Origin of the sequence: Catalinimonas alkaloidigena (assembly GCF_029504655.1) — a bacterium.
GTDB lineage: Bacteria > Bacteroidota > Bacteroidia > Cytophagales > Cyclobacteriaceae > Catalinimonas > Catalinimonas alkaloidigena.
Window position 1 is genome coordinate 2,432,382 of the sequence record NZ_JAQFIL010000001.1, and the last position, 21,071, is coordinate 2,453,452.

The 21,071-nt window shown below is 38.6% G+C and carries 14 protein-coding genes; 6 read left to right on the plus strand and 8 right to left on the minus strand.

The genetic code is table 11. From position 1 onward, the window contains the following. Positions 1–67: 67 nt before the first annotated feature. Entirely contained in the window at positions 68–1,213 is a 1,146-nt protein-coding gene (gene moeB / locus OKW21_RS09955) for a molybdopterin-synthase adenylyltransferase MoeB (RefSeq protein ID WP_277479269.1), read from the minus strand. Positions 1,214–1,235: 22 nt separating this feature from the next. Continuing rightward, entirely contained in the window at positions 1,236–2,438 is a 1,203-nt protein-coding gene (gene lhgO / locus OKW21_RS09960; RefSeq protein WP_277479270.1) for an L-2-hydroxyglutarate oxidase, read from the minus strand. A 305-nt stretch (positions 2,439–2,743) separates the two neighbouring features. Here lhgO and gldA point away from each other — a divergent pair, with 305 nt between their 5' ends. From gldA to gldG, 3 genes are read left to right on the plus strand one after another with little or no spacing between them, the layout of a single operon-like run. Next, positions 2,744–3,697 carry a gliding motility-associated ABC transporter ATP-binding subunit GldA gene (gldA, locus tag OKW21_RS09965; protein WP_277479271.1) on the plus strand — a complete coding sequence of 318 codons (954 nt, stop codon included), beginning with the start codon at positions 2,744–2,746 and terminating at the stop codon, positions 3,695–3,697. Positions 3,698–3,706: 9 nt separating this feature from the next. Further along, a complete protein-coding gene (gldF, locus tag OKW21_RS09970) occupies positions 3,707–4,435 on the plus strand; it encodes a gliding motility-associated ABC transporter permease subunit GldF (RefSeq protein WP_277479272.1) in 729 nt (242 codons plus the stop codon). Between the two features lie 3 nt (positions 4,436–4,438). Then, a complete protein-coding gene (gene gldG / locus OKW21_RS09975) occupies positions 4,439–6,157 on the plus strand; it encodes a gliding motility-associated ABC transporter substrate-binding protein GldG (protein ID WP_277479273.1) in 1,719 nt (572 codons plus the stop codon). Positions 6,158–6,211: 54 nt separating this feature from the next. Here the strand turns inward: gldG and OKW21_RS09980 are convergent, their stop codons facing one another. Together OKW21_RS09980 and OKW21_RS09985 are read right to left on the minus strand one after the other, a co-directional pair. Continuing rightward, positions 6,212–7,114 carry a sugar phosphate isomerase/epimerase family protein gene (locus tag OKW21_RS09980; RefSeq protein ID WP_277479274.1) on the minus strand — a complete coding sequence of 301 codons (903 nt, stop codon included), beginning with the start codon at positions 7,112–7,114 and terminating at the stop codon, positions 6,212–6,214. Between the two features lie 10 nt (positions 7,115–7,124). Beyond that, positions 7,125–8,441 carry a Gfo/Idh/MocA family protein gene (locus OKW21_RS09985; protein ID WP_277479275.1) on the minus strand — a complete coding sequence of 439 codons (1,317 nt, stop codon included), beginning with the start codon at positions 8,439–8,441 and terminating at the stop codon, positions 7,125–7,127. A gap of 205 nt (positions 8,442–8,646) precedes the next feature. On the opposite strand from OKW21_RS09985, the gene OKW21_RS09990 reads away from it, so the two are divergent. Continuing rightward, on the plus strand, positions 8,647–9,501 hold the full coding sequence (locus OKW21_RS09990; RefSeq protein ID WP_277479276.1) for a sensor histidine kinase: 855 nt from the start codon (positions 8,647–8,649) through the stop codon (positions 9,499–9,501). On the opposite strand, the gene OKW21_RS09995 is transcribed toward OKW21_RS09990, so the two are convergent. Both OKW21_RS09995 and OKW21_RS10000 read right to left on the minus strand, forming a co-directional pair. Continuing rightward, positions 9,489–10,130 (minus strand): RNA-binding domain-containing protein, encoded by a 642-nt coding sequence (locus tag OKW21_RS09995; protein ID WP_277479277.1) that lies wholly within the window; start codon positions 10,128–10,130, stop codon positions 9,489–9,491. The genes OKW21_RS09990 and OKW21_RS09995 overlap by 13 nt on opposite strands. A gap of 36 nt (positions 10,131–10,166) precedes the next feature. Further along, the gene (locus OKW21_RS10000) at positions 10,167–15,161 is read right to left on the minus strand and encodes a lamin tail domain-containing protein (protein WP_277479278.1); all 4,995 of its coding nucleotides are present in this window, start codon (positions 15,159–15,161) and stop codon (positions 10,167–10,169) included. Positions 15,162–15,287: 126 nt separating this feature from the next. Between OKW21_RS10000 and OKW21_RS10005 the strand changes: the two genes are divergently transcribed. Further along, positions 15,288–16,133, plus strand: coding sequence for a PorV/PorQ family protein (locus OKW21_RS10005; RefSeq protein WP_277479279.1), 846 nt, complete (start codon positions 15,288–15,290; stop codon positions 16,131–16,133). Further along, on the plus strand, positions 16,120–18,213 hold the full coding sequence (locus OKW21_RS10010; protein ID WP_277479280.1) for a helix-hairpin-helix domain-containing protein: 2,094 nt from the start codon (positions 16,120–16,122) through the stop codon (positions 18,211–18,213). Before OKW21_RS10005 ends, OKW21_RS10010 begins: the two co-directional genes overlap by 14 nt. 12 nt (positions 18,214–18,225) lie before the next feature. Here the strand turns inward: OKW21_RS10010 and OKW21_RS10015 are convergent, their stop codons facing one another. Further along, complete coding sequence (locus OKW21_RS10015) at positions 18,226–20,136, minus strand: T9SS type A sorting domain-containing protein (protein ID WP_277479281.1); 1,911 nt, start codon at positions 20,134–20,136, stop codon at positions 18,226–18,228. A 40-nt stretch (positions 20,137–20,176) separates the two neighbouring features. After that, complete coding sequence (locus OKW21_RS10020) at positions 20,177–21,046, minus strand: PASTA domain-containing protein (RefSeq protein ID WP_277479282.1); 870 nt, start codon at positions 21,044–21,046, stop codon at positions 20,177–20,179. Positions 21,047–21,071 lie beyond the last annotated feature (25 nt).

The following is a 21,071-nucleotide window of genomic DNA, read 5'->3' on the forward strand; positions in this document are numbered from 1 at the left end:
TGCTCAGGAGATGCGCTCTCAAGAAGTCTTAAAAGAAAATCCAGACCAGAGGATAAATTTTATTTCTCTAATACTTAGCCATTGAAAGGTCAATTGTATCAGCCCAAGCTAAAATGCCGCCCTTGAGATTCAGGAGATTTTTAAAACCATATTTTTCATGAAGTAATTTGATGGCCTGTGCACTTCTTTTTCCCGTACGACAATGAATTACAACCTTTTTACCTTTGTCAATTTGGTTGATATATTTTTCAATTTGATCCAAAGGTATTAGCTGGCCCCCAATATTGGCAATCTCATATTCATAGGGTTTACGGACGTCAATAAGCTGAAAATCTACTTCCTTCTGCATCCATTGGTATAGATCACTGACACTGATATCTTTAGTAGAAAAATCCTGCGAACGGTTTAAACCACAAAATTTGTAATAATCAATGAGTCCCTTCTGGGATGGATGCTCGCCATTTAGAGGGTTTTTCGGATTTCGTTTGAATTTTAAGGTCGTAGTTTCAAAACTAAGGGTATCCAGAATGAAGAGTTTTGCTGACAATGGCGCTCCTATGCCTGTGATGACTTTAATAACCTCATTGGCCTGTAAACTTCCCATGATCCCAGGTAAAACGCCTAGCACGCCCCCTTCAGCACAACTTGGTACTGCATCAGGTGGTGGAGGCGTTGGAAACAAGTCTCGATAATTTGGCCCTAAATTTTTTTCTTGGTCAGTAAAGTTGAAAACTGATAATTGTCCTTCAAAACGATAAATAGAGGCGTAAACATTTACTTTATTTAATAAGACACAGGCATCATTTACGAGATAACGTGTCGGGAAATTATCAGTACCATCAGCTACTACATCATAGGACTTGATGATGTCCAGCGCATTTTCAGAAGTTAGTTTCACATTGTACTTGATGATATCTACAAATGGGTTCTGAATAGAGAGTCTGTTAGCCGCCACTTCAACTTTGGATTTACCCAAATCTTCCTCCGTAAAAAGTACCTGACGTTGTAAATTAGTATGGTCCACAACATCATCGTCTACAATGCCTATAGTCCCTACACCTGCAGCTACTAAATAGGAAAGGAGAGGTGCTCCCAAGCCTCCACAGCCAACCACCAATACACGGGCGTTTTTTAGTTTTTTCTGCCCCTCTATATTGAAATCAGGAATAATTAAGTGTCTACTGTATCGTTCTAGCTCTTCTTTAGAAAACATAGGCATAAGCAGGTTAGTTTATTCAGCTTCCAAACCTTTTTAAGGCGAGCTCCGATACAGTTTGACCAATGGAAAGTGAGGAAGTTGCAGCAGGTGATGGTGCGTTGCATACATTTATGGCTTCATTCTCTTCCAGAATAAGAAAATCGTCTATAAGACCTCCTTTACGGTCGCAGGCTTGCGCACGCACCCCAGCCTCTGCTGCTAGCAAATCATCCTCCTGGATTTCGGGAATAAGTTTTTGCAGTGCTTTGGTGAATGCACTTTTTGAAAAAGACCTGTACATTTCTCCAACACCTGTTTTCCAGTATTTCATAGCAACTTTCTGAAAGCCGGGCCAACTGAGTGTCTCGGCCAACTCTTTAAGGTTGATATCTGATTTGGTGTAACCTTCACGCTGAAATGCAAGTACCGCATTGGGACCTGCCTCCACACCACCCTGAATCATTCTTGTGAAATGTACCCCCAAAAAAGGAAAATTAGGGTCAGGGACTGGGTAAATCAGATTTTTTACAAGGTACTGTCTTTCAGCTTTGATTTCATAATACTCACCTCTGAATGGAATGATCTTAAGGTTCAGCTTCTGAGAAGTTAAACTCGCGATTTTATCAGAATAGAGTCCCGCGCAATTCACAACCAGACGTGTTTGAAATGTACTTTGATCGGTAACAACATGTGTCTCACCTGCCTGGCTAATAATGTCTACTACTTTCTGTCCGGAGTAAATTTTACCGTCATAGTCCTCAATCAATTTTGCGTAGGTTTCAGCGACAGATTTGTAATCTATAATTCCTGTCTGAGGTACAAATATTCCATCAATTCCATTGACATGAGGCTCATGTTCTTTGAGCTCAGCCTCAGAAATTCTCTTGAGGTTTTTGAGTCCATTTTGCCCCCCCCTTTCATAAATTTTATCCAGCTGAGGTACTTCATTCTGGTTGGTAGCTACAATCACCTTACCACATAATTCATAAGGGATATCGTTATTATCGCAGAACTCAAGCAGCATCTGATAACCGCGAATACAATTATTGGCTTTGAGGCTACCTGGTTTGTAGTAAATGCCGGAATGTATCACACCACTATTATGCCCGGTCTGATGTGTAGCAATTTTTTTTTCTTTGTCTATAAGTGCCAGTTTTATTGCAGGCTTTTGTTCTTTTATCTTTAAAGCTGTGGCAAGGCCTACTATCCCTCCACCGATCACAACAATGTCGTATTTCAAGTTTGTTAATATTTATGTCAGACAAGTAAACTTCATTACAATATCATTGAATTAATATTGGTAGAAAAAAATGTTTATACAAGTTTATATCAGTTTAGAAAATGGAATTAGCTCATGATCAATTTTATTCTTGCTTTTCACAATACTAAGCGTACAGATAGTAAACTTATGATTTGTTCGTAGAAAAAGTAGAATGTCAAGTCATGATTGTAGAACTTTCTTAAATAACATACATTCTGTTTAAATAAATGGAATATTTAAGGCTAAGAATACGTTAAGTGATCGGCTTATTGCTAATTTTGACTATGTCTTTGAAGGTAAATCAACTCACAAAAGTTTTTGGAAAACAGGTAGCAGTAAATGCGATCTCATTTGAGGCTAAGGCGGGAGAAATTCTAGGTTTTCTTGGCCCAAATGGAGCGGGTAAAACGACTACCATGAAGATTGCCACTGCTTATTTGCCCCCCACCAGTGGAAGTGTTTCTGTATGTGATCTTGATGTTGTAGAATCGTCTCTGGCAGTAAGAAAACATATTGGCTATTTGCCTGAACACAACCCCTTGTACCTGGATATGTACGTTTGTGAATATCTTCAGTTCATTGGCAGTATGTACCGCTTGTCGGGTAAAACACTTCGTGAGAGAGTAGGGGAGATGATTAACTTGTGTGGATTAGAATTGGAACAAAACAAATTAATAGGCTCTTTGTCCAAAGGTTATCGTCAACGCGTGGGACTGGCCCAGGCATTGATTCATGACCCCCAGGTCTTAATCCTAGATGAGCCTACTACAGGTCTGGACCCTAACCAACTATCTGAAATCAGACGTTTGATCAAAGACATCAGCGCACAAAAAACGGTCATTTTTTCCACTCATATCATGCAAGAAGTGCAGGCTCTTTGTGACAGGGTAGTGATCATCAATCGGGGAAATATTGTGATTGATAGTGATATTAAAGACCTGCAGTCTAAAGAGACTGTTTCAGTGAGTCAGCAACAAATTGTTAGTCTGGAGTTTGCTATCCCACCCGATGTAAAATTGTTAAATCAAATTCCGGGTGTCACAGGTATTGAGACTTTGGATACCAACGCTTTTTTACTGAAAGGTGAGTCAGGTTTTGAAGACTTACGACCTCATATATTTCAGTTTGCCTGCAATCACCAACTTGTTCTGCTGGAAATGAAGCAGCATAAAAATGAAGAGGTCAGTGTGTATGGTAATTCTCTGGAGGAAATATTCCGCAACTTAACCTTAAATTAGGAATCATCCATGTGGCAATTGTTCGTAAAAGAAGTCAATTCCTATCTTAACTCGCTCATCGCTTATATCGTAATCGCTGTTTTTCTCACTGGTACAGGTTTACTGATGTGGGTGTTTCCGGAAACCAGCATTTTGCAGTACGGTTATGCTGATATGTATACTTTATTTTCCTTAAGTCCCTACGTATTTATGTTTCTCATACCTGCGATAACCATGCGAAGCTTTGCGGAAGAGAAAAAAGCCGGCACTATGGAATTGTTGTTAACACAGCCTATCTCAGACATACAACTTATCATGGGGAAGCTCTTTGCTTCCTGGCTTATTGTGGTTTTTGCGCTTATCCCAACTTTGATTTACTACTTTTCAGTGTATCAGCTGGGAAGTCCGGTAGGTAATGTAGATTCAGCAGGTATTGTAGGTTCGTACATTGGATTAATATTATTAGGGGGTGTTTTTACTTCCATCGGAATTTTAGCATCTTCAATCACTGAAAATCAAGTCATTGCATTTATCCTGGCTGTGTTTTTCTGTTTTTTATTATTTAGTGGACTTAGTTCACTGGCTTCATTAGACATCTGGGGAGAAGCAAATTTTGTAATTAGTCAGTTGGGAATTCTTTATCATTATGATGCTATGAGCCGTGGTCTGATTGATTCACGGAATCTGATTTATTTTCTTTCAGTGATGATTCTGATGATTTTGTTGACGCAGTTGATATTAGGAAGCAGAAAGTGGTAAGCAATGCAAACAGTTAAAAAACAGCAATCCAATAAAATAGTGCCTGACAGAAAAGCTATGTGGAAAGACCTTTCTAAGTTAGGCATTGGTCTTGCAATATTGATCGCTATTAATGTAGTAGCACAGCAATATTTTTTTCGTCTGGATCTAACTGAAGAAAAACGTTATAGCATAACAGCAGCTACTAAAAGCTTACTAAAAGAACTAGAGGATAAGGTAGAAGTCATTATCTATCTTGATGGAGAAGTAAACGCAGGCTTCCAACGTTTGGAAAGAAGTGTGGAAGAAACGCTAGAAGAGTTTAATGTATATGCAGGAGATGAGTTGCGTGTTCGTTATGTTGACCCTTTGACAACCGTTGCCAAAGAAGAGCAGCAGGCATTTTTTGCCAGACTTGCTGACTTTGGTATAGAACCTACCTATGTATATGATGAAGAAGATGGACAAAGGAGGCAGAAGCTGATAGTTCCCGGAGCTATCATAAATTATCAGGGAAAGCAGGCGGGAGTGATGCTACTGAATGGAGACCGTGCAGCCGGTTCTGAGGAAGCTCTTAACCAATCCATTGAAAATGTGGAATACGAACTTGCGAAAGGTATCCGTAAGCTTATGGGTACCCAAAAGAAAAAAGTAGGTTTACTGAAAGGTCATGGAGAACTGGAAGGTGTGGATATTGCTGGCTTACTCAATGTGCTCACTGAATATTATGATGTATCGGAGATCAACCTCCCTGAAGTGACCTCAATTCCTGATGTAGATGTGGTGATGATTAACAAACCCTCTGACCACTTTGACAAGGATGCTCAGTACAAAATAGATCAATACATCATGAGCGGTGGTAAAGTGATGTTCTTTATTGATCCTCTACGTATTGAAATGGATAGCATAGGTGAAAATGGATCCATCGCATTTCCTTATGACCTGAACCTTGACGACCAATTGTTTCGCTATGGAGTTCGCATCAATAAAACCTTGGTGCAGGATATCAAGTCAGGTGTATATCCGTTTGTTGTGGGAGAAGTTGGGGGACAACCTCAGATAGTCTCCTTACCCTGGCCTTTTTTCCCAATCGTTAATAAATACGGGGAACATCCGGTAGTAAAAAATATGGATGCCAATTTCCTGCGTTTCACCAGTGAGATAGATACTGTAGCTACAGCGGGAGTGAAGAAAACACCATTAATTTTCACTTCTCAATACTCAAAGGTCTTGCAGACACCCATGATTGTGGATTTAAATCAGTTGAGGCAGGCCCCTCAGCCTGAAAATTTTACGTCAGGTTCCCAAGTCATAGCTTACCTGTTGGAAGGTAGTTTTACTTCATTATTCAAAAATCGTATTCTTCCGGATATTGCTAATCAAAGCAGCTATAAAGATGAGAGCGTCCCTACCAAACTTGTTGTTGTGGCTGATGGAGATTTGATAAGAAATGATATCAACCGAAGCAATGGCAATCCTCTACCCCTTGGCTATGATCCCATAACTGAGAGGACTTATGCCAATAAAGACTTTGTGGTGAATACCTTATCGTATCTGACAGATGAGAGTGGGTTGATCAATGCAAGAAAAAAAGAAATTCAGATACGTCCGCTTGATCAGGTAAAAGTACAACAAAGTGCACTTTTTTATCAAATACTAAATCTGGTTGGTCCTATCCTTTTGATAATTATTTTTGGGCTTTTTAAAGCTTATTTAAGAAAGAGAAAGTACAGTAGATATTAATAAAAAAAGGCATTTCGATAGCGAAATGCCTTTTAATTTTATGTTTTGACTTGGCTAAGCTAAGCCAAAGATAGCATCCATATTTTTAGAGATACTTGATAATCTTTCACGGCCACCTCCTTTAACTTCTGCTGAAGCCCAACCTTCATAACCAATTTTCTCTAAAGCCTTATTAACTTCAGGCCAGTTACAATCGCCCTTCAACAATTCTACATCAAAGCCCTTCCAAATACCCTCATTTTGTTGTTTGGTTCTGCTATATTCTTTTATATCCAGTTTTAATATTCGGTTTCCCAGCGCTTCTATCCAATGTTCTGGCCAGCCGTAACGTACGATATTACCCACGTCAAAATACCAGCCTACCATATCACTATCAAACTCATCAACATATCGGGCTGCCTCTAAGGGACTAAGTAAAAAGTTATTCCAGACATTTTCAAAGGCTATCTTAACACCCGTTTCTTCAGCTACAGGAATAATTTTCTTTATTTCTTCCTGAGAACGTTGATAGGCATCCCGATAACTTACCTGCTGATTAACTACACCTGGCACTAGCAAAACAGTAGTACCACCGTAGGCTTTGCAATCTTTCAAAGCAGTTTCGGTTGCTTTACGACATTTTGCTCTAACTTCGGGATCCGGATCAGAGAGAGGCGCTTTCCAGTGCATAGAATTTATTACGCCTGGTATCTCCAAACCTGATTGCTCTTTTGCCTTGAGTACATCATCAACCTTCAGTTCACTGGGGGAGTCCATTTCAACTCCATCAAAACCAATGTCACGTAGCATTTTAAACTGATCCACAATAGGCATTTTTACATCTACCATGCTGTACTTTAAACTCTTCTTGATTTTTAGTTTAGGAACTACAGCTGATGATGTTGCCTTACTATAAAAAGGAATGCTACTGCCAATTGCAGCAGCACTACTCAATTTCACAAAATCTCTTCGTCTCATACTCATTAGATCAACTAAATTCTGTAATGCCTGGCATGGCCACTTCTGGGGTAGGATACTTAAGATTCCAGCTGTATTGCTCTGTGTCCGGCCCTAGTTTTTCCTGTGAATTCATAGCTTCATCCCAGGTAATTGTTTGCCCGGTATATGCAGCCATTCTTCCCATAATAGCTAACATGGTGCTCTGTGACATATAATCACCATCATTTACAGCTTGATCCTTCCTAATAGCGGCAAACAGTTCATCATGCTCGGTCTGATACATATCATTTGCATCACCCCGGTAACGCCAACGCTCATCGGCATTAATTTCATGGACATTACGAATACAATCCACAACCGCTTTACCTTTGTCTCCCATCACTTCAACAGCATAGCTATTGGCACAGTTAAATTGCTGACGGCTAAAATGAAAACCTTTTTTTCCTCCCTCAAACTCATATACAATAGCAAAATGATCGTAAACATGACCAAATTTAGGGTCGGTTCTTACCTGCCTGCCACCAGTACCCATGCAACTTATTGGTTTTTCATCTCCCAATGCCCAGGCCATCATATCTAAACTATGAACAGCTTGTTCAGCGATATGATCTCCAGAAAGCCAATTATAGTATAACCAGTTACGCATCTGATACTCCATTTCAGTCCAGTCAGCTTGTCTTTCTTTAGACCAGAGCGTCCCTGTATTATAAGTATTGTATACTGTATTGATGTCTCCTACTGATCCATCAAGGATACGACTGAAAGTCTCTCTCTTAGGGTAATGATAGCGCCAGCAGAAGCCACCCATCAAAGAAGTATTTTGCTCCTTTGCCTTTTTTGCTGCATCCATTATTTTTTTAATACCAGGTACATCTACTGCCATTGGTTTTTCACAGAAAACGTGTTTACCGGCATTGACGGCTTCTGTCAGGTGATCGGGACGGAAACCAGGAGGGGTAGCCAGTAATACTACGTCTACATCAGAGGCGATAAGTTTTTTGTATGCATCAAAACCAATAAACTGATGTTCCTGATCAACCTGAACTTTATTGCCGTGAGCCTTAGTCAAGCTTTCCATGCTTTGCTGCATTCTGTCAGGAAATACATCTGCCATCGCTGTAATGACTACATTATCATCTGCTTTAAGTGCCTGATTTGCAGCACCCGTACCACGTCCCCCACAACCAACCAAGCCAACTCTTAGTGTATCTGCATTGATGTTTGCCTTAGCTTCACGGGGGCTGATAAAATTAAGCGCAAGGCCACTTCCAACTGCAGCTGCACCAGTGGATTTGATGAACTTTCTTCTTGAACTGTGAAGAGTGTCGCTATTCTTCTTTTTCATGAGATTTTGTTTATACATATTAATAAGCTGAATATACGAAATTATAGGGAATAGGCTTAAATACAACGCTTATTCTCATGTTTATGCTATTTTTTGAAAGCAAGTAAAAAGCTTACAGAATATCAATTTGAGTAAAATTGCATTATATACATAATTTATATTGCATAATTTGGTAGTGTTTATTGTCGTCTCTAAACATCACTTTATGATACAAAGGTTTACTCAGTGGTACGGTACACGATGGCTTACACTTTGGATGAACTACAAGGCAGAAGTTAGAAAAAAGGGAATAGCATATTATTTAAAGCTGAACAAAAAAAGAGCTAACATCGTAACCTCAGGATTAGCATATAGTAAGCTAAGGGTAAAAGGAGGAAATAAGTTATTAAGCTATTTAAGGTCCAAAATTGATGTTGTGAGTCAACATGAAAATGATTATATGCTAATCAAAAATGCAGATCAGGAAATACTACAGATGGAGGGGATGTTAGGTAAATTGCAAGCAATAAACGAGGTAATTAGTACTGAACAGCCACTATCTGAATTTAAAATTGATTGCGTTATTAATTCCATTCTCAATGACTTGCAGGAGCAGATTATTTCCAGAAATGTTTTTGTGAGAATCTATGCTGAAAACGGTATCAAGCTAGTCTCCAAGCCCAAACTGATTCGCCTGATCTTGGAAAATTTGATTGAAAATGCCATTAAGTATAGCAATATGAGCAATTGCCAGTCTTATGTAGAGATTAGCATCCATAAGGATAACAACAATTTCAGATTTATTATTGAGGATAATGGAATCGGTATAAGAAAGCAATCATTTGACAAAATTTTTAATCTATTTTATAAAGATGTTACGAAGGCTGAGGGAGCAGGCTTAGGCTTATATATTGTTAGGGAGGCTTTACAAAAACTTAATGGTAGCATTGGCCTTGATAGTGAGGAGGGGTGCTTTACCAAAGTTGAAGTGCAAATACCAAATTCAGATATTCAAAAGAAGAAAGCACCACTATATAATAACACCCAATCCATATCTCATGAAAATATTCAGAGTGTATAATAATTTTCTTTTTCGTGATCATGCATTCTGATTGCTCCTTTTATTGTAAGTTCGGTAAGTAAACGGTGGGCCCTTCTCTTTGAGATATTGACGATTTGCATGAACTGTTTTTCAGTAATTTTTTCATGTTTTTGAAGAAAATCCAGGAGTTTTTTTTCATTAAAGCCTGCCCCTTTTAATATATGAATAGCAGAAGGTGAAGCAGGAAGACTACCCTTTTGCATGAGTGTAATCATTTGTTTACTGGCCGGAATACTTTTATCTCTTTGTCTGATGTATACCAGATGTTGATGGTTTTCATCCCTTACCTGATGAGGCTTCTGTTTACTTTCTTTGATACTGACTATCAATACAGTTTTCTCTTCTTCTTCGTCTTCAAACTCTTCGTATGAGAGTCTGATAGGAGGTGAGCAATAGAAGTCAGCAGCAGTATCCAACACATATTTTTCTTCTTCAGGATCAATACCCATAATAGTCTTGTCATCTCTTACCCCAACCAGTATTTTTCCACCTTTAGTATTCGCAAACGAACTTATTGTTTTCGCAATTTTATAAGGATCAGAAATGGTTTGTTTGAAATCTACTTTTTCGTTCTCTCCTTTGTAAATCAGTCTTTCGAGTTTATTCATGCTTTTATAGCTACTTTTCTCAGCTTAAGGATGCTTTCAATATTTTGTTCCTACAACTACTTTAGATTTTAGAATCTGAACTACTCCCTCTGTGTTAAAAACCTCCATCCAGACAATATAGTATCCCGTTTTTACTCTTTTTTTGTTGTCATCTGTACCATCCCAGGTGACAAAACCACTCTCACCCAGAGAATAGTTTGAAACTAATTGTCTGACCAGTTTACCACTGGTGTCGAAAATTTTAAGGTTTCCAATACTCCCTGCTTTTTCAATATTAAAATTGATGGTAGTATAATCACTATGACCGGATTGATCAGGGTAGAATATTGGTGGTATGATGGATAAACTTTTTTGGGAGAAAGTGTTATGAAATCGTTGAGAATTTTGAAACCCAGGGGTTGCATATCCAACTGTGGAAGCAGCAGATTGCCAATATTCAGGATTGTTTTCGTTATCATTCCAGCTGATTCTCTCTAAGGAAACACCCTTACTTTCCTGAATCAGGGGATGGTGCATATCTGGAGAAAACTGTATTTTTTGCATGATGCTATCATGTTCATCTAGCAGCAAAAGTGTTCCTCCATCCACCAGTAAAGGTGGAAAGGTATGACTTTTCCATAGGTGCTCATTCTTTGAGTGGGGATAGTCCCCCTTTAATATTTTTGTGTCTTCCGTGATGGCAAGATAATTTCCAGGAGCAATGACCAGGCTTTCATCGCTAATCAGGCTCTTATTCACAACCTGATCATCCTTTGAAGTAGCTAATGACCAATTTTTGAGATTCAGGTGTTTTTCTGATTTATTGAATAGTTCTACAAAATCAACACCTCCACTTCGGGGATGAAACAATATCTCACTGATTAAAATATCATTTCTTTGATGCACATCCGCTAAGATAACCTTTGCAGTTTCTTTCTGTTGCACATTGCCTGAGCAATCTGATACAAATTTGATGGACAATGTATATTCGGTCCCTGCTTCAAGTGCATTGTCTAGTGTTAGTTTGATCTGATGTAGATTTGGTAAAATAGCAATATGATTGACTCTAATGTTTTCTATCTGAAAATTACTTGGATGATACTCGGCCATGCTAAGTATTTCGTTGTAGGTAAGTATGACAGTCACACTATCGTCAGCTACAGCTTTTAAAAGATGGGGGGCTTGAAGGTCAGGATTACTTTGTTGAACAGAATTTTTACTGCCGGGAGTACCTCCCTTAGGATCTACTGAGGCTGTCCAATTAGACTCTTGCTGACAAGGGAAATCAGTGTCTATCATTTCTAAAGACCATCCTCCCTGATTTTTGTAAGTATCATTATACCAATCTTTATGGTAAGCCATTTCGTGAATCACATCGCCTTCCGTGCTCAACAATCTAAGAGTGTCAGTATTATCATTTAGATTGGGAAACCCAATAACGCCCAAGCAATTGCCAAAATCAGACATTGCGCTTACCTTATTGTTATTGCATAAAATCAAATACTCTCCGGGTGCTATCCATTTATCACCTAATCCTGACTTTTTCTGTGGATCAGCCAATTGTACATCCTTAAGTTGTAATGGGGAGTCACTTGCATTATAAATTTCAACATACTCAGCGTCTGGCAAACTGCTGGTTGAAGATGGTGCTGCCATAACTTCAGTGATAAGTAGCTGCTGAAATTTAGGAGAATTAATTTTTCCAAAAAGATGCTCTGATTGGGGAATTATGTTATGGTCAATGTCCCTTAAGTGCTTGAGAGTAATTGTTTGTAAACTAGTTGGATCAATAGTACTATCAAATAGCAGTTGAACAGATTGTATTTCAGAAAGGTATACTGCTGCCAGTGGTTGTACAAGTGAGTTAAGGGAGTAGTTTTTACTATTTTCAGCATTACTGCTTTCCAATGGTATATCAAAAGAAATGGTAACTGTTGATGCACCGTTCAGTGATACACTTTCCACATGATCCTGAAATGAAAAGGAGATTTTTTGTTGCTTCCCTTCATGCTTGAAGTTGAGTGAATAATCAGTAAACTCATAAAAAGCTTCTGCAAATTCTAGTTCAAGCTCACAATTAGATATTTTCTTTACAGCCTCCGGTACGTACCCATTATTTACAGTAAAATTGCCTGATTTAAGATTAAGCGCTGAGATATCTGACGTGAAACTAAGCAATATATGCTGGTTTGATAATAGCACAAGATGACCGACTTCTGGTGGATTATGTTTAATAGAATGTTCGACTTCAGTTTCCATTTGATTGGTCTGAATGTCACTAAAGTTTTTAATACGGATATTAATGTCTTCAACAATTAAAGGGACATCAAACGTAAATAAAACCTTTTTGGGGCTTAGCTGGTAAAACTTAACTTCTTTTGCCTCATCAGCAGGCTTAAGCATTTCTAAGAAATATTCAGGGGGATAATCTTCAATCAGCAAAGGTTCGTGAAAAACCAGCATGAGCTGTTTTGGCGAATATACATAAGCACTGTCCAACTTTGGTGGAAGCTGATCCAAAAGAAAATCAAAACTTTTTTTTGGGTCGGAGGAATTGGATTGCAGATCTAAGAGTCCATCAAATGCGATTTGATGATTCTTTTCCTGCTCCAAAGCATTTACTAGCGTAAGGTGAAGCTGGTCTTCGTACCAAAAAACATTGGAGTAATTTGCGGTGTCACCATTGATCAAAACAATTAGGTTTTTGAGTGAAACTGTATCAATCATCTCATCAAAATGTACAGCTATCTGATGTGCATCAGTTATTCGTACTTGAGTAAGAGCGGGGCCTTTTGTGTCGTAAAAAAAATGCTCATTAGGTGTGGATAACAACTTATCACTCGAGCTATAAAGGTTATTGATACTCAGTGTATGTGCTTTATTTGGAGAAAGAGAATTTTTCAAAATGAGATGAAATAATCCCGGGTTATCTTTATTTCTGACGACCTTAGAGGGGTTACCTATCTCTCTGTCAATAAAATAGTTAAGAGTTTCAGTAGCTGAACTTTCAGTGGGTACATTTTCAAATAATACATCAATCTGATATGCATTGATGATACTCAGCTTCAATATCTCTGATACATAAACAAATGGTGCTACTTCAGGTGACGCTGAAAGAATTTGATTCTGGTAAATGTCTTCAATCAATACAATACTTAGTATTAAAGTATCATGTAAATCAAAATTTGAAGAAAAGCTTAAGTGCACGCTTAAACTATCTTCACTCAAAACTGCTTTCTTTGGATGTTCATCAAGGGAGAGAATCCTAAAATTACTATCCTTCTCAGCATTTTCCTTCAGCAGCTTTTCTGAGAATTGTACCAGAATTTCGGTGGTATCAATTACTATAATTCTTTCAACTTCAGGGACATGAAGGTCAAGATAAAAACTCTTTTCAATCTTACTGTTATTTCCATTACAGTCATATGCATCAGGTATATAGATTGTATGAAATTGATCTGATCCCAGTTCATTTTCAAAGACAAGTAAGAGTTGAGTAGAATCTTCAGAAACATAGTCGATATGCAGAGGAAATATATTGTTATCTACATTGATCCTTGAAGTATAAGGCTCATTCAGGTAAACTTTTTCGTCAAAAGAGAGTAGCAAGCTATCCTCATTTATTGCTTTAACATGAATAAGTACGGGGCCAATAATGTCTGTTTTATCTGAGAATATACTATTCTTTTCTCCAGGAGTAGCTCCGTTCACATACTGGGAAACGGCCACATTTGCTTGTCCTCCACATGGAGAAGTGATATAAATTCTTTCTAAAGAAGTCCCCTCTTCTAATACCGTGGAAGTATAGCTAATACTATCTATTATGTCCATTGCATCATCCTGCAGTAGAATGCTCCCTCCGGAATTGGATAATGTAGGCCAACTACTTAGGCTGATCACATTGCCATACTGTTCATAAGCATCACGATATTCTGGCTTACACAAAATCACGTACTCATTTGCATGTAAAATAAAGTTGGGTAGTATTTTATCATTGAGATTCCAACCAAGTAAGTCATAAGGATGAGGACCCGGATTATAGATTTCGATAAACTCAGCATCACTCTCGTCAGGAAATTCCCCTAAGCTTGGCGTAGGATCAGGAAAGATTTCATTAATCACTAAGCTCTCCCAACTTGCTTTTACTTTTTCAAAGTAAAATATTTCTATTAAGGTATCTGCAATTGCATTTTGATGCACATCTTCAATATTTTTGATGTTTAGCTGCTGCTTAACAGCATTCGGAAAATCGGATATAAATGTCAGCTTTACCGTATCATTCTCATATGCAATGGCTTCTACTTCATTTCCATTTAGCTGGTAATTGCTTTTTGCTAATGCTGTAGCAGGCTCCAGGGGTTCAGAGAAAATCAATTTAACCTCACTGGCAGAACTTGTAAGCTGATTTTTTAAAACTGGTGCTTCCTGGTCGGGAATCGGTCCCCCGTCAACGATTACATCATCAAAATAAAAAGCATTGGAGCGTGTGGAGGTATACTTACAATAAAAGCCAAAAAACGATGATTGCGTATGCGTGTCATCAAAAGCACTTCCTTCTTCAACGAAGGTAGAAGAGCCGTCAGGTTTAACTTGTAACGACCAGTTACCCTCCAGGTCACGGGTAACTCTTACCTGAATCTTTACTGGTTTGGTATTAACTCTGTCATCCAGGCCATCAATGATTAGGGTTTCATTCAGTCCATCCTGACGGAAGAGACTTACTTCATCATTTGTTCCTCCAATTTTAACAAAATAGCCATTCAAGCTACCATCAAGTTCATGTTGATCAGAGACCAGGTATGTTTTCAGGTAATTTGTTGAAGAAGGGTTCTCGCTTATCTCAGTATGCCAAAGCCACTCACTCTCGCCTATCGCATTTGAGGATGTGCTGATGTAAGCAAAACTTGTTTCTGCCGGTGCATTGAGATGTAATTTTTGAGCACCATCAATCTCATACTTGTCAGTATTTCCTATCCAGGCTGGATTGGCTGTATGATCTCCATCACCGAAGTCATCACTAAATTGTGCTTTAAGTGTACTGTAGGTACACACACATATAATTAGACAGCTGTACAGACTTTTCATTTCGTTTTCATAATACGTTTGTCAGAATCATCTAACAATTTACAAGAAGCCTACTAAATAATAGAGTACATTCACTCAGTAAAACTTACTTAGATGAATATGCAGGGTTTAAAAAAAATTATAATTACGCTATTATTATTTGGGCTTTTTAATGCTGGTAAGTTAAATGCTCAACATATTACTATGGGGGCTGAAGCTGCTGGTTTGGCTTATGCCACCGCTGCCTTAAAGGGGCGCAGCGGGATTTTTGCCAATCCTTCAAGTCTTTCTGCTGTAAGAAATAGAGAAGTATTTGCCGGCTATTACAACAAATATGGTTTTATAGAAGGCATTACTTCTGTAAGTGCAGCCTATCTGCACCCTTTAGCCAATTCTACTGCCGCAGTGAGTTTTACAAGGTTTGGCGATCAGCTTTTTAGTCAGCATATCGTCAGCCTTAGTTATGGACATAAGATTGACCAATTTAGTATGGGAGCCAGATTAAGTGAGCATCAGTATCAAATGGAAGGTGCGGATACACGATTTGTAACCGTAGTGGATATTGGAGGTATCATGCAACTGCTACCCAGTCTTGGATTTGGTATGATGATTACTAATATCAATCAAGCTTTAGTCTCTCGTGAGACTGAAGAAAAAGTGCCTACCATATTAAGTAGTGGGTTTTGTTATCGTCCGGATGAAAAGTTAAGCACTTTGATGGAATTAAGTTACGAACTTGATGAAAGGCCACTTTTCAAATTTGGTTTAGCATACAGTCCCTTAAAAAGCTTTATCATCAGAAGCGGAGTAAATACTGAAAGCATAGGTCAGTTTTTTCTTGGCTTAGGAATGAATCATAATGTAATTGATTTTGATTACGCGTTAGAGACCCATGCATACTTGGGAATATCTCAACAGCTAAATGTGGTATATCAACTCAGGGATCATGGGAAGAAATAGAAGGTGGTGGTTAATTTTTCTGATTATTGGTAGAGGATTTACAGTTTATGCACAGGAATACTCAAGTCTAAACCTCGAAAAGGTACTGGAAAATGTTTTGCAAAACCAATATGAAGAGGGCGTTGAGGGTGAGCAGTTGTATGAAAATCTGATCCAATTCTACCAGGAGCCACTGAACCTGAATAGTGCATCTGCCAGCGATCTGAGGAGGTTTTTCTTCTTGTCAGAAAGACAGATCAACAATATTATTAAGTACAGAGAGTACTATGGGCTATTACTGAGTAAATATGAACTAGCAGTTATTCCGTCGCTTGATGAAGAGGTAATTAATGCTTTATTGCCTTTCATACACATCAAACCACCAGAAAATAGACGCTTGAGCCTGCTGAGCAGATTAAAAGGTGCAGACAACCGGTATTTTATCATTCGGCAGTCATCAGTGCTAGAGGCCAAAAAAGGGTTTATATCAACTGACTCAATTTTAGATAATGATGGTAAAACATATTACGAAGGTAGCCCTGAGCAATTATATACCAGGCTGCGTATTTCAAAACCAGGCAGTATAAGCTTGGGGATTACTATGGAGAAAGATGCTGGTGAAACAATTGACTGGAATCCTGCTCAAACTAAGTATGGGGCAGACTTTGTTTCCGGACATTTTCAGATTGAAAGAGCAGGGCCTTTTGAACAGATTACAATAGGCGATTACAGCTTTCAGTCTGGTCAGCAGTTAGTATTTGGTGGTGGCTTAGGCTTGGGAAAAGGAGCAATGACAGTACGGTCAGTGGGTAGAAGTCAATATGGTGTAAAGCCATATACCTCTAGCACTGAAATGGGCTATTTTCGGGGCGGTACATTAAGCTGGAAATTACCTCTCAGAAAAAAACATCTTCAACTCACGGCACTCTATTCCTCACATGCACAACATGCCAAAATACATTCAGACTTAAGCAATCAGACAAAGTACTTCAATAGCTTTGATCTTAGCGGCATGCATAGAAACAGAGATGAGTTGCTGGATAAAAATTCAGTACATGTTACTTCAACAGGGACAAATTTGCATTACGCCAATCGTTTTCAAAATCTACAGGCTGGTATAAATCTATTGTTTACAACTTATTCTTTACCCTTAATACCTACTTCATCACTCTATAAAAAATATGATTTTGAAGGAAATAACCATGAAATAGGAAGTGTATATTATTCTTATCAGTACCAACATTGGTATTCTTTTGCCGAATTTGCTCTTTCCGGCACAAATCAATATGCTTTTCTGGCGGGAGTGAGCGGAGCACTAAACTCTTACGTTGAAAGTGTTTGGTTATACCGGAATTATAGCAAAGGTTTTTACAGTCAATATGGAAATGCTTTTGGAGAAAATACCAGAAACGTAAATGAAGAGGGTTTGTACTGGGGGCTAAAAATAGAACCTTTGGCAAAACTTACCCTCGGCGCATACTATGATGTTTTCCGCTTCCCCTGGTTAAAATATAGAGTTGATGCTCCTTCAACCGGATATGAGTATTTACTGAGAGCAGATTATCAACTGAATCGTAATACTAAGTTTGTATTGCAGTTTAGAGAAGAAAATAAAGGAATAAATGTAAGTTCAGATACACTGCTTTTCAGAAGTGTGGGTGAAGGTGTTAGAAAAAACATGGTATTTTTATTAGATCACGATATCAATGAAAGATTCGGACTTAAGACACGAATTCATTCCAGTAGCTTTAGTTTAGCTGATTCCTTAACGAATGGGTGGGTAGTAGCCCAGGATATAAGCTATAGTTTAGGACGCTGGAAAGCAGACTCCCGAATAGCGCTTATCAATACAGATGATTACAATAATCGGCAATATCTTTATGAAAATGATCTGCTTTACACGTTTTCAGTGCCCGCTTATGCTGGACACGGTATTAAGTACTATCTGTTATTACGTTACAAAATTAACCGCCATATCAGTAGCTGGGCACGATTAGATAGAATCATGTATGATGATCGTGAAGTGATCGGGAGAGGAAAAGAAGAGATTCAAGCCAGACATCGTACACAACTAAGGACACAGATCATGATAAATTTCTGATGAAAAAATGGTTTAGTGTACAATTAATTTGCGAATGATATGCTTATCATCAATTCCAATTTTTAATAAATAAATCCCTGAAGGTAAATCGGTTACAATTTCACCTGAATAGTTTATACCGCCTTTAATTTGCTTGACAATTTTACCAGCTGCATCATAAATAATGATTTCCTCAAAGGCTTTATTAAGCCTGAAGCTGCCATGTGTAGGGTTTGGAAAAACCAGTAAATCAGCATGTTTTTCTACTACTGGCTCGTCAATCGCATTGACATTCCTGTTTTTGTCAAAACGGGGACGCATCATCAGACTACCATTAAGTGTACTGTCTTGCGCCCATGCACCGGTCACATTATAAAAGATTTTAGAAGTAGCATCGGTATTTTTGTCAAATCCTATAGCAATAAATGATTCGCCCTGCTGCTCGTATCCGATATAAAATGTATCTTCCACCACCACTGGTGATGATAATTCAATTGAAATAAATTCGTTTAACTGATCAGCTGTGGACTGTGACTGTTGAGCCCTCAATATAACTTCCTCCCCAATACTATCTTCCAGTGTTTTCCAGACCATAAGCTGAAAAGGGACTGAAGCCTGATTTCTTGTCAAAGGTGGAAAGTAAATATCTACATGGGTGAGTAAATCTTTTTGGGGAGCATTGAACTGATAGGCAACTTTACCACCGTTTTGATTAATTTCTACACCAAATTCTGCTTCTCCATCATCATAGGCGAAATATTCATCCAGAACATAGGTTGTTCGGACAGTGTCATTCACCCGATAGTCTACCTGCGTATTAAAAACCGTATCTCCGGGAAGGATTTCCTCAATAAGATAGTTATCTCCTGAAGTAATATGAAATTCGGTTTCTATAAATAAAGAATCTTGATCCAGACTTAGAATATTATTTATATCTAATGGATCGGCGGTGATAGTTCGTCTTTCTAAACCCGGAGGAATTGGGCTGAGTGCATTATCATCATTTAACACCTGAATAATATTACCACTCATCTGATCTCTCAACAGTGCCGTAAATCGTACCGGCTGGAGTTGAACGTTTAGATTATAAAACTCAACAGAGGTATTCCCAAGGTAGCTTTCCGGTGAAGCGGCAAACTGCTTCATCGGGACGGCAGTATACTTTCCGAATGGAGATTCGGGTAAGCTCGCCAGTGCCCGGTCAAGATAGGCTGTGTTGGAAGGAGTCCGGCCGCTATTTAGGTAAACATAATCAATATTCCAGGTATCATACGCTCCTGATAAACGGCTGTAGGACTGAAATCTGAATTGGAAGCCACTATGATAAAAGCCAGGATTGATTACCTGTATCATTTCCTGCTCAAAAAGTTCAGTAACAACCGTATCCCCCCCCGACATGGACCATTGGGTTATCCATTGGTTTTGAGCGTTTTTAAATTGCAAACGGATAGAATCTTCAGGGTCGGGAAATTCACCCCTCCCAAATCTTTGCCAGAAGAAACTGAAGTAAACTGACTGTCTTTCATTTGTTGGTATTACAGCTAAATTAATAGGTAAGGAAACCAGAGAGTCAGCAAGCCCTTCCTCTGCTTGAACCTGGCTATATGGCATACCATTTTGATCAACACCATCAAATGTAGCAATACCTACTGTTGGGGGATTAATAGCCAGCCCGGTATTGATTCTTACCGTTTGGCTACCGTCTGCCCAGAGGCTTGAATCTGCTACATAGCGTTCTATGCGGGTGGAATTGGTGTTGGCATATGAAAAGTCATCCCAAAAGGGTAACACCAGTGTGTCTGCCGTCAGTTTTTTTACACGGCTATTGATATTATTTTGAGTATTGCCATTTACAAGATGAAAATAATTCCAGACCTTTTTTGAAGAAGTTTGGGCATTTGCCAGTCTGATACTCCCTAAACACAGGAGCATCATTACAATCATAGGATAAGTTTTACAAAAGTATAGGTTGAACAATTGAATATTATTCAGTTTCACTAATGTCAGTATTCTCTTCCTCTTCTTCATTATCTAGTATGCTATCCTCCTGATCTTCAAGTAAGTTAAGCCATATATCAATTTCTTCTCCTATTCTTACTTTTTTCTCAAAAGTAGGGTTTTGCCGGGCAACCACATAACGTTCTCCAGGTGCAGCGTTTTCTACAATTTCACGCGCATCTTGTCCTGAAAGTGACTGATCCTGGAATAACACGCTCCCCACTTTTAATCCTGAGCCCACTATGATAAATTCTGCTTCTTCCAGGTCCATTCCCTTAACGTCGGGAACTTCCAATACTGTATTGCCTAAACCATCACCCACTACCAGGTCAATTTTTGATCCTTTAGGAATAAAGGTGCCGGGTTCTATGTTATCACCCTCATATTTCTGTTCAAGTACTGCGTTTTGGGCAAGATCAGGTACATATTTAATATTTCCTCTTGTCAATCCATAACTTTCCAGCACAAGTTGGGCATTTTTGACAGAACCATCCACCAGATCAGGCATTTTTACTTTAGGAGGGTTGATCGCGTTAAGGGTGAGGAAAATTTTACGGTTTTCCTTTACCTTAGAGCCAGGTGCTGGATACTGATTGAGTATAGTGAAGGGCTCATATTCAGCAGTAAAACCAGAATCTGCCAGAACTTCGTATCTCAGGTTTCTTTTAGTAAGAAACTCATCTATGTCGTCCTGATGAATGCCCTCAAGATCGGGTACAGTTACTGTTTCACCATGATTGGTTGAATTGGGAAGGTATACATAAAAAAACAGTACGAGTAATGTAATGCCCAATATGATTACAATGCTAAGATGAATCAATACATCTTTTAACGAGTTCACTTTGAACAGATTCATGATATAATTTTTACTTTGTAGTTTC

Coding starts and splice junctions, on each gene's coding strand:
- OKW21_RS09995 (WP_277479277.1), bottom strand. CDS start 10,130: ATGAATAAACTCGAAAGACTGATTTACAAAGGAGAGAACGAAAAAGTA.
- moeB (WP_277479269.1), bottom strand. CDS start 1,213: ATGTTTTCTAAAGAAGAGCTAGAACGATACAGTAGACACTTAATTATT.
- OKW21_RS10010 (WP_277479280.1), top strand. CDS start 16,120: ATGGGAAGAAATAGAAGGTGGTGGTTAATTTTTCTGATTATTGGTAGA.
- OKW21_RS09990 (WP_277479276.1), top strand. CDS start 8,647: ATGATACAAAGGTTTACTCAGTGGTACGGTACACGATGGCTTACACTT.
- gldA (WP_277479271.1), top strand. CDS start 2,744: ATGTCTTTGAAGGTAAATCAACTCACAAAAGTTTTTGGAAAACAGGTA.
- OKW21_RS10005 (WP_277479279.1), top strand. CDS start 15,288: ATGAATATGCAGGGTTTAAAAAAAATTATAATTACGCTATTATTATTT.
- gldG (WP_277479273.1), top strand. CDS start 4,439: ATGCAAACAGTTAAAAAACAGCAATCCAATAAAATAGTGCCTGACAGA.
- OKW21_RS10020 (WP_277479282.1), bottom strand. CDS start 21,046: ATGAATCTGTTCAAAGTGAACTCGTTAAAAGATGTATTGATTCATCTT.
- OKW21_RS09980 (WP_277479274.1), bottom strand. CDS start 7,114: ATGAGACGAAGAGATTTTGTGAAATTGAGTAGTGCTGCTGCAATTGGC.
- OKW21_RS09985 (WP_277479275.1), bottom strand. CDS start 8,441: ATGAAAAAGAAGAATAGCGACACTCTTCACAGTTCAAGAAGAAAGTTC.
- OKW21_RS10015 (WP_277479281.1), bottom strand. CDS start 20,136: ATGATTGTAATGATGCTCCTGTGTTTAGGGAGTATCAGACTGGCAAAT.
- gldF (WP_277479272.1), top strand. CDS start 3,707: ATGTGGCAATTGTTCGTAAAAGAAGTCAATTCCTATCTTAACTCGCTC.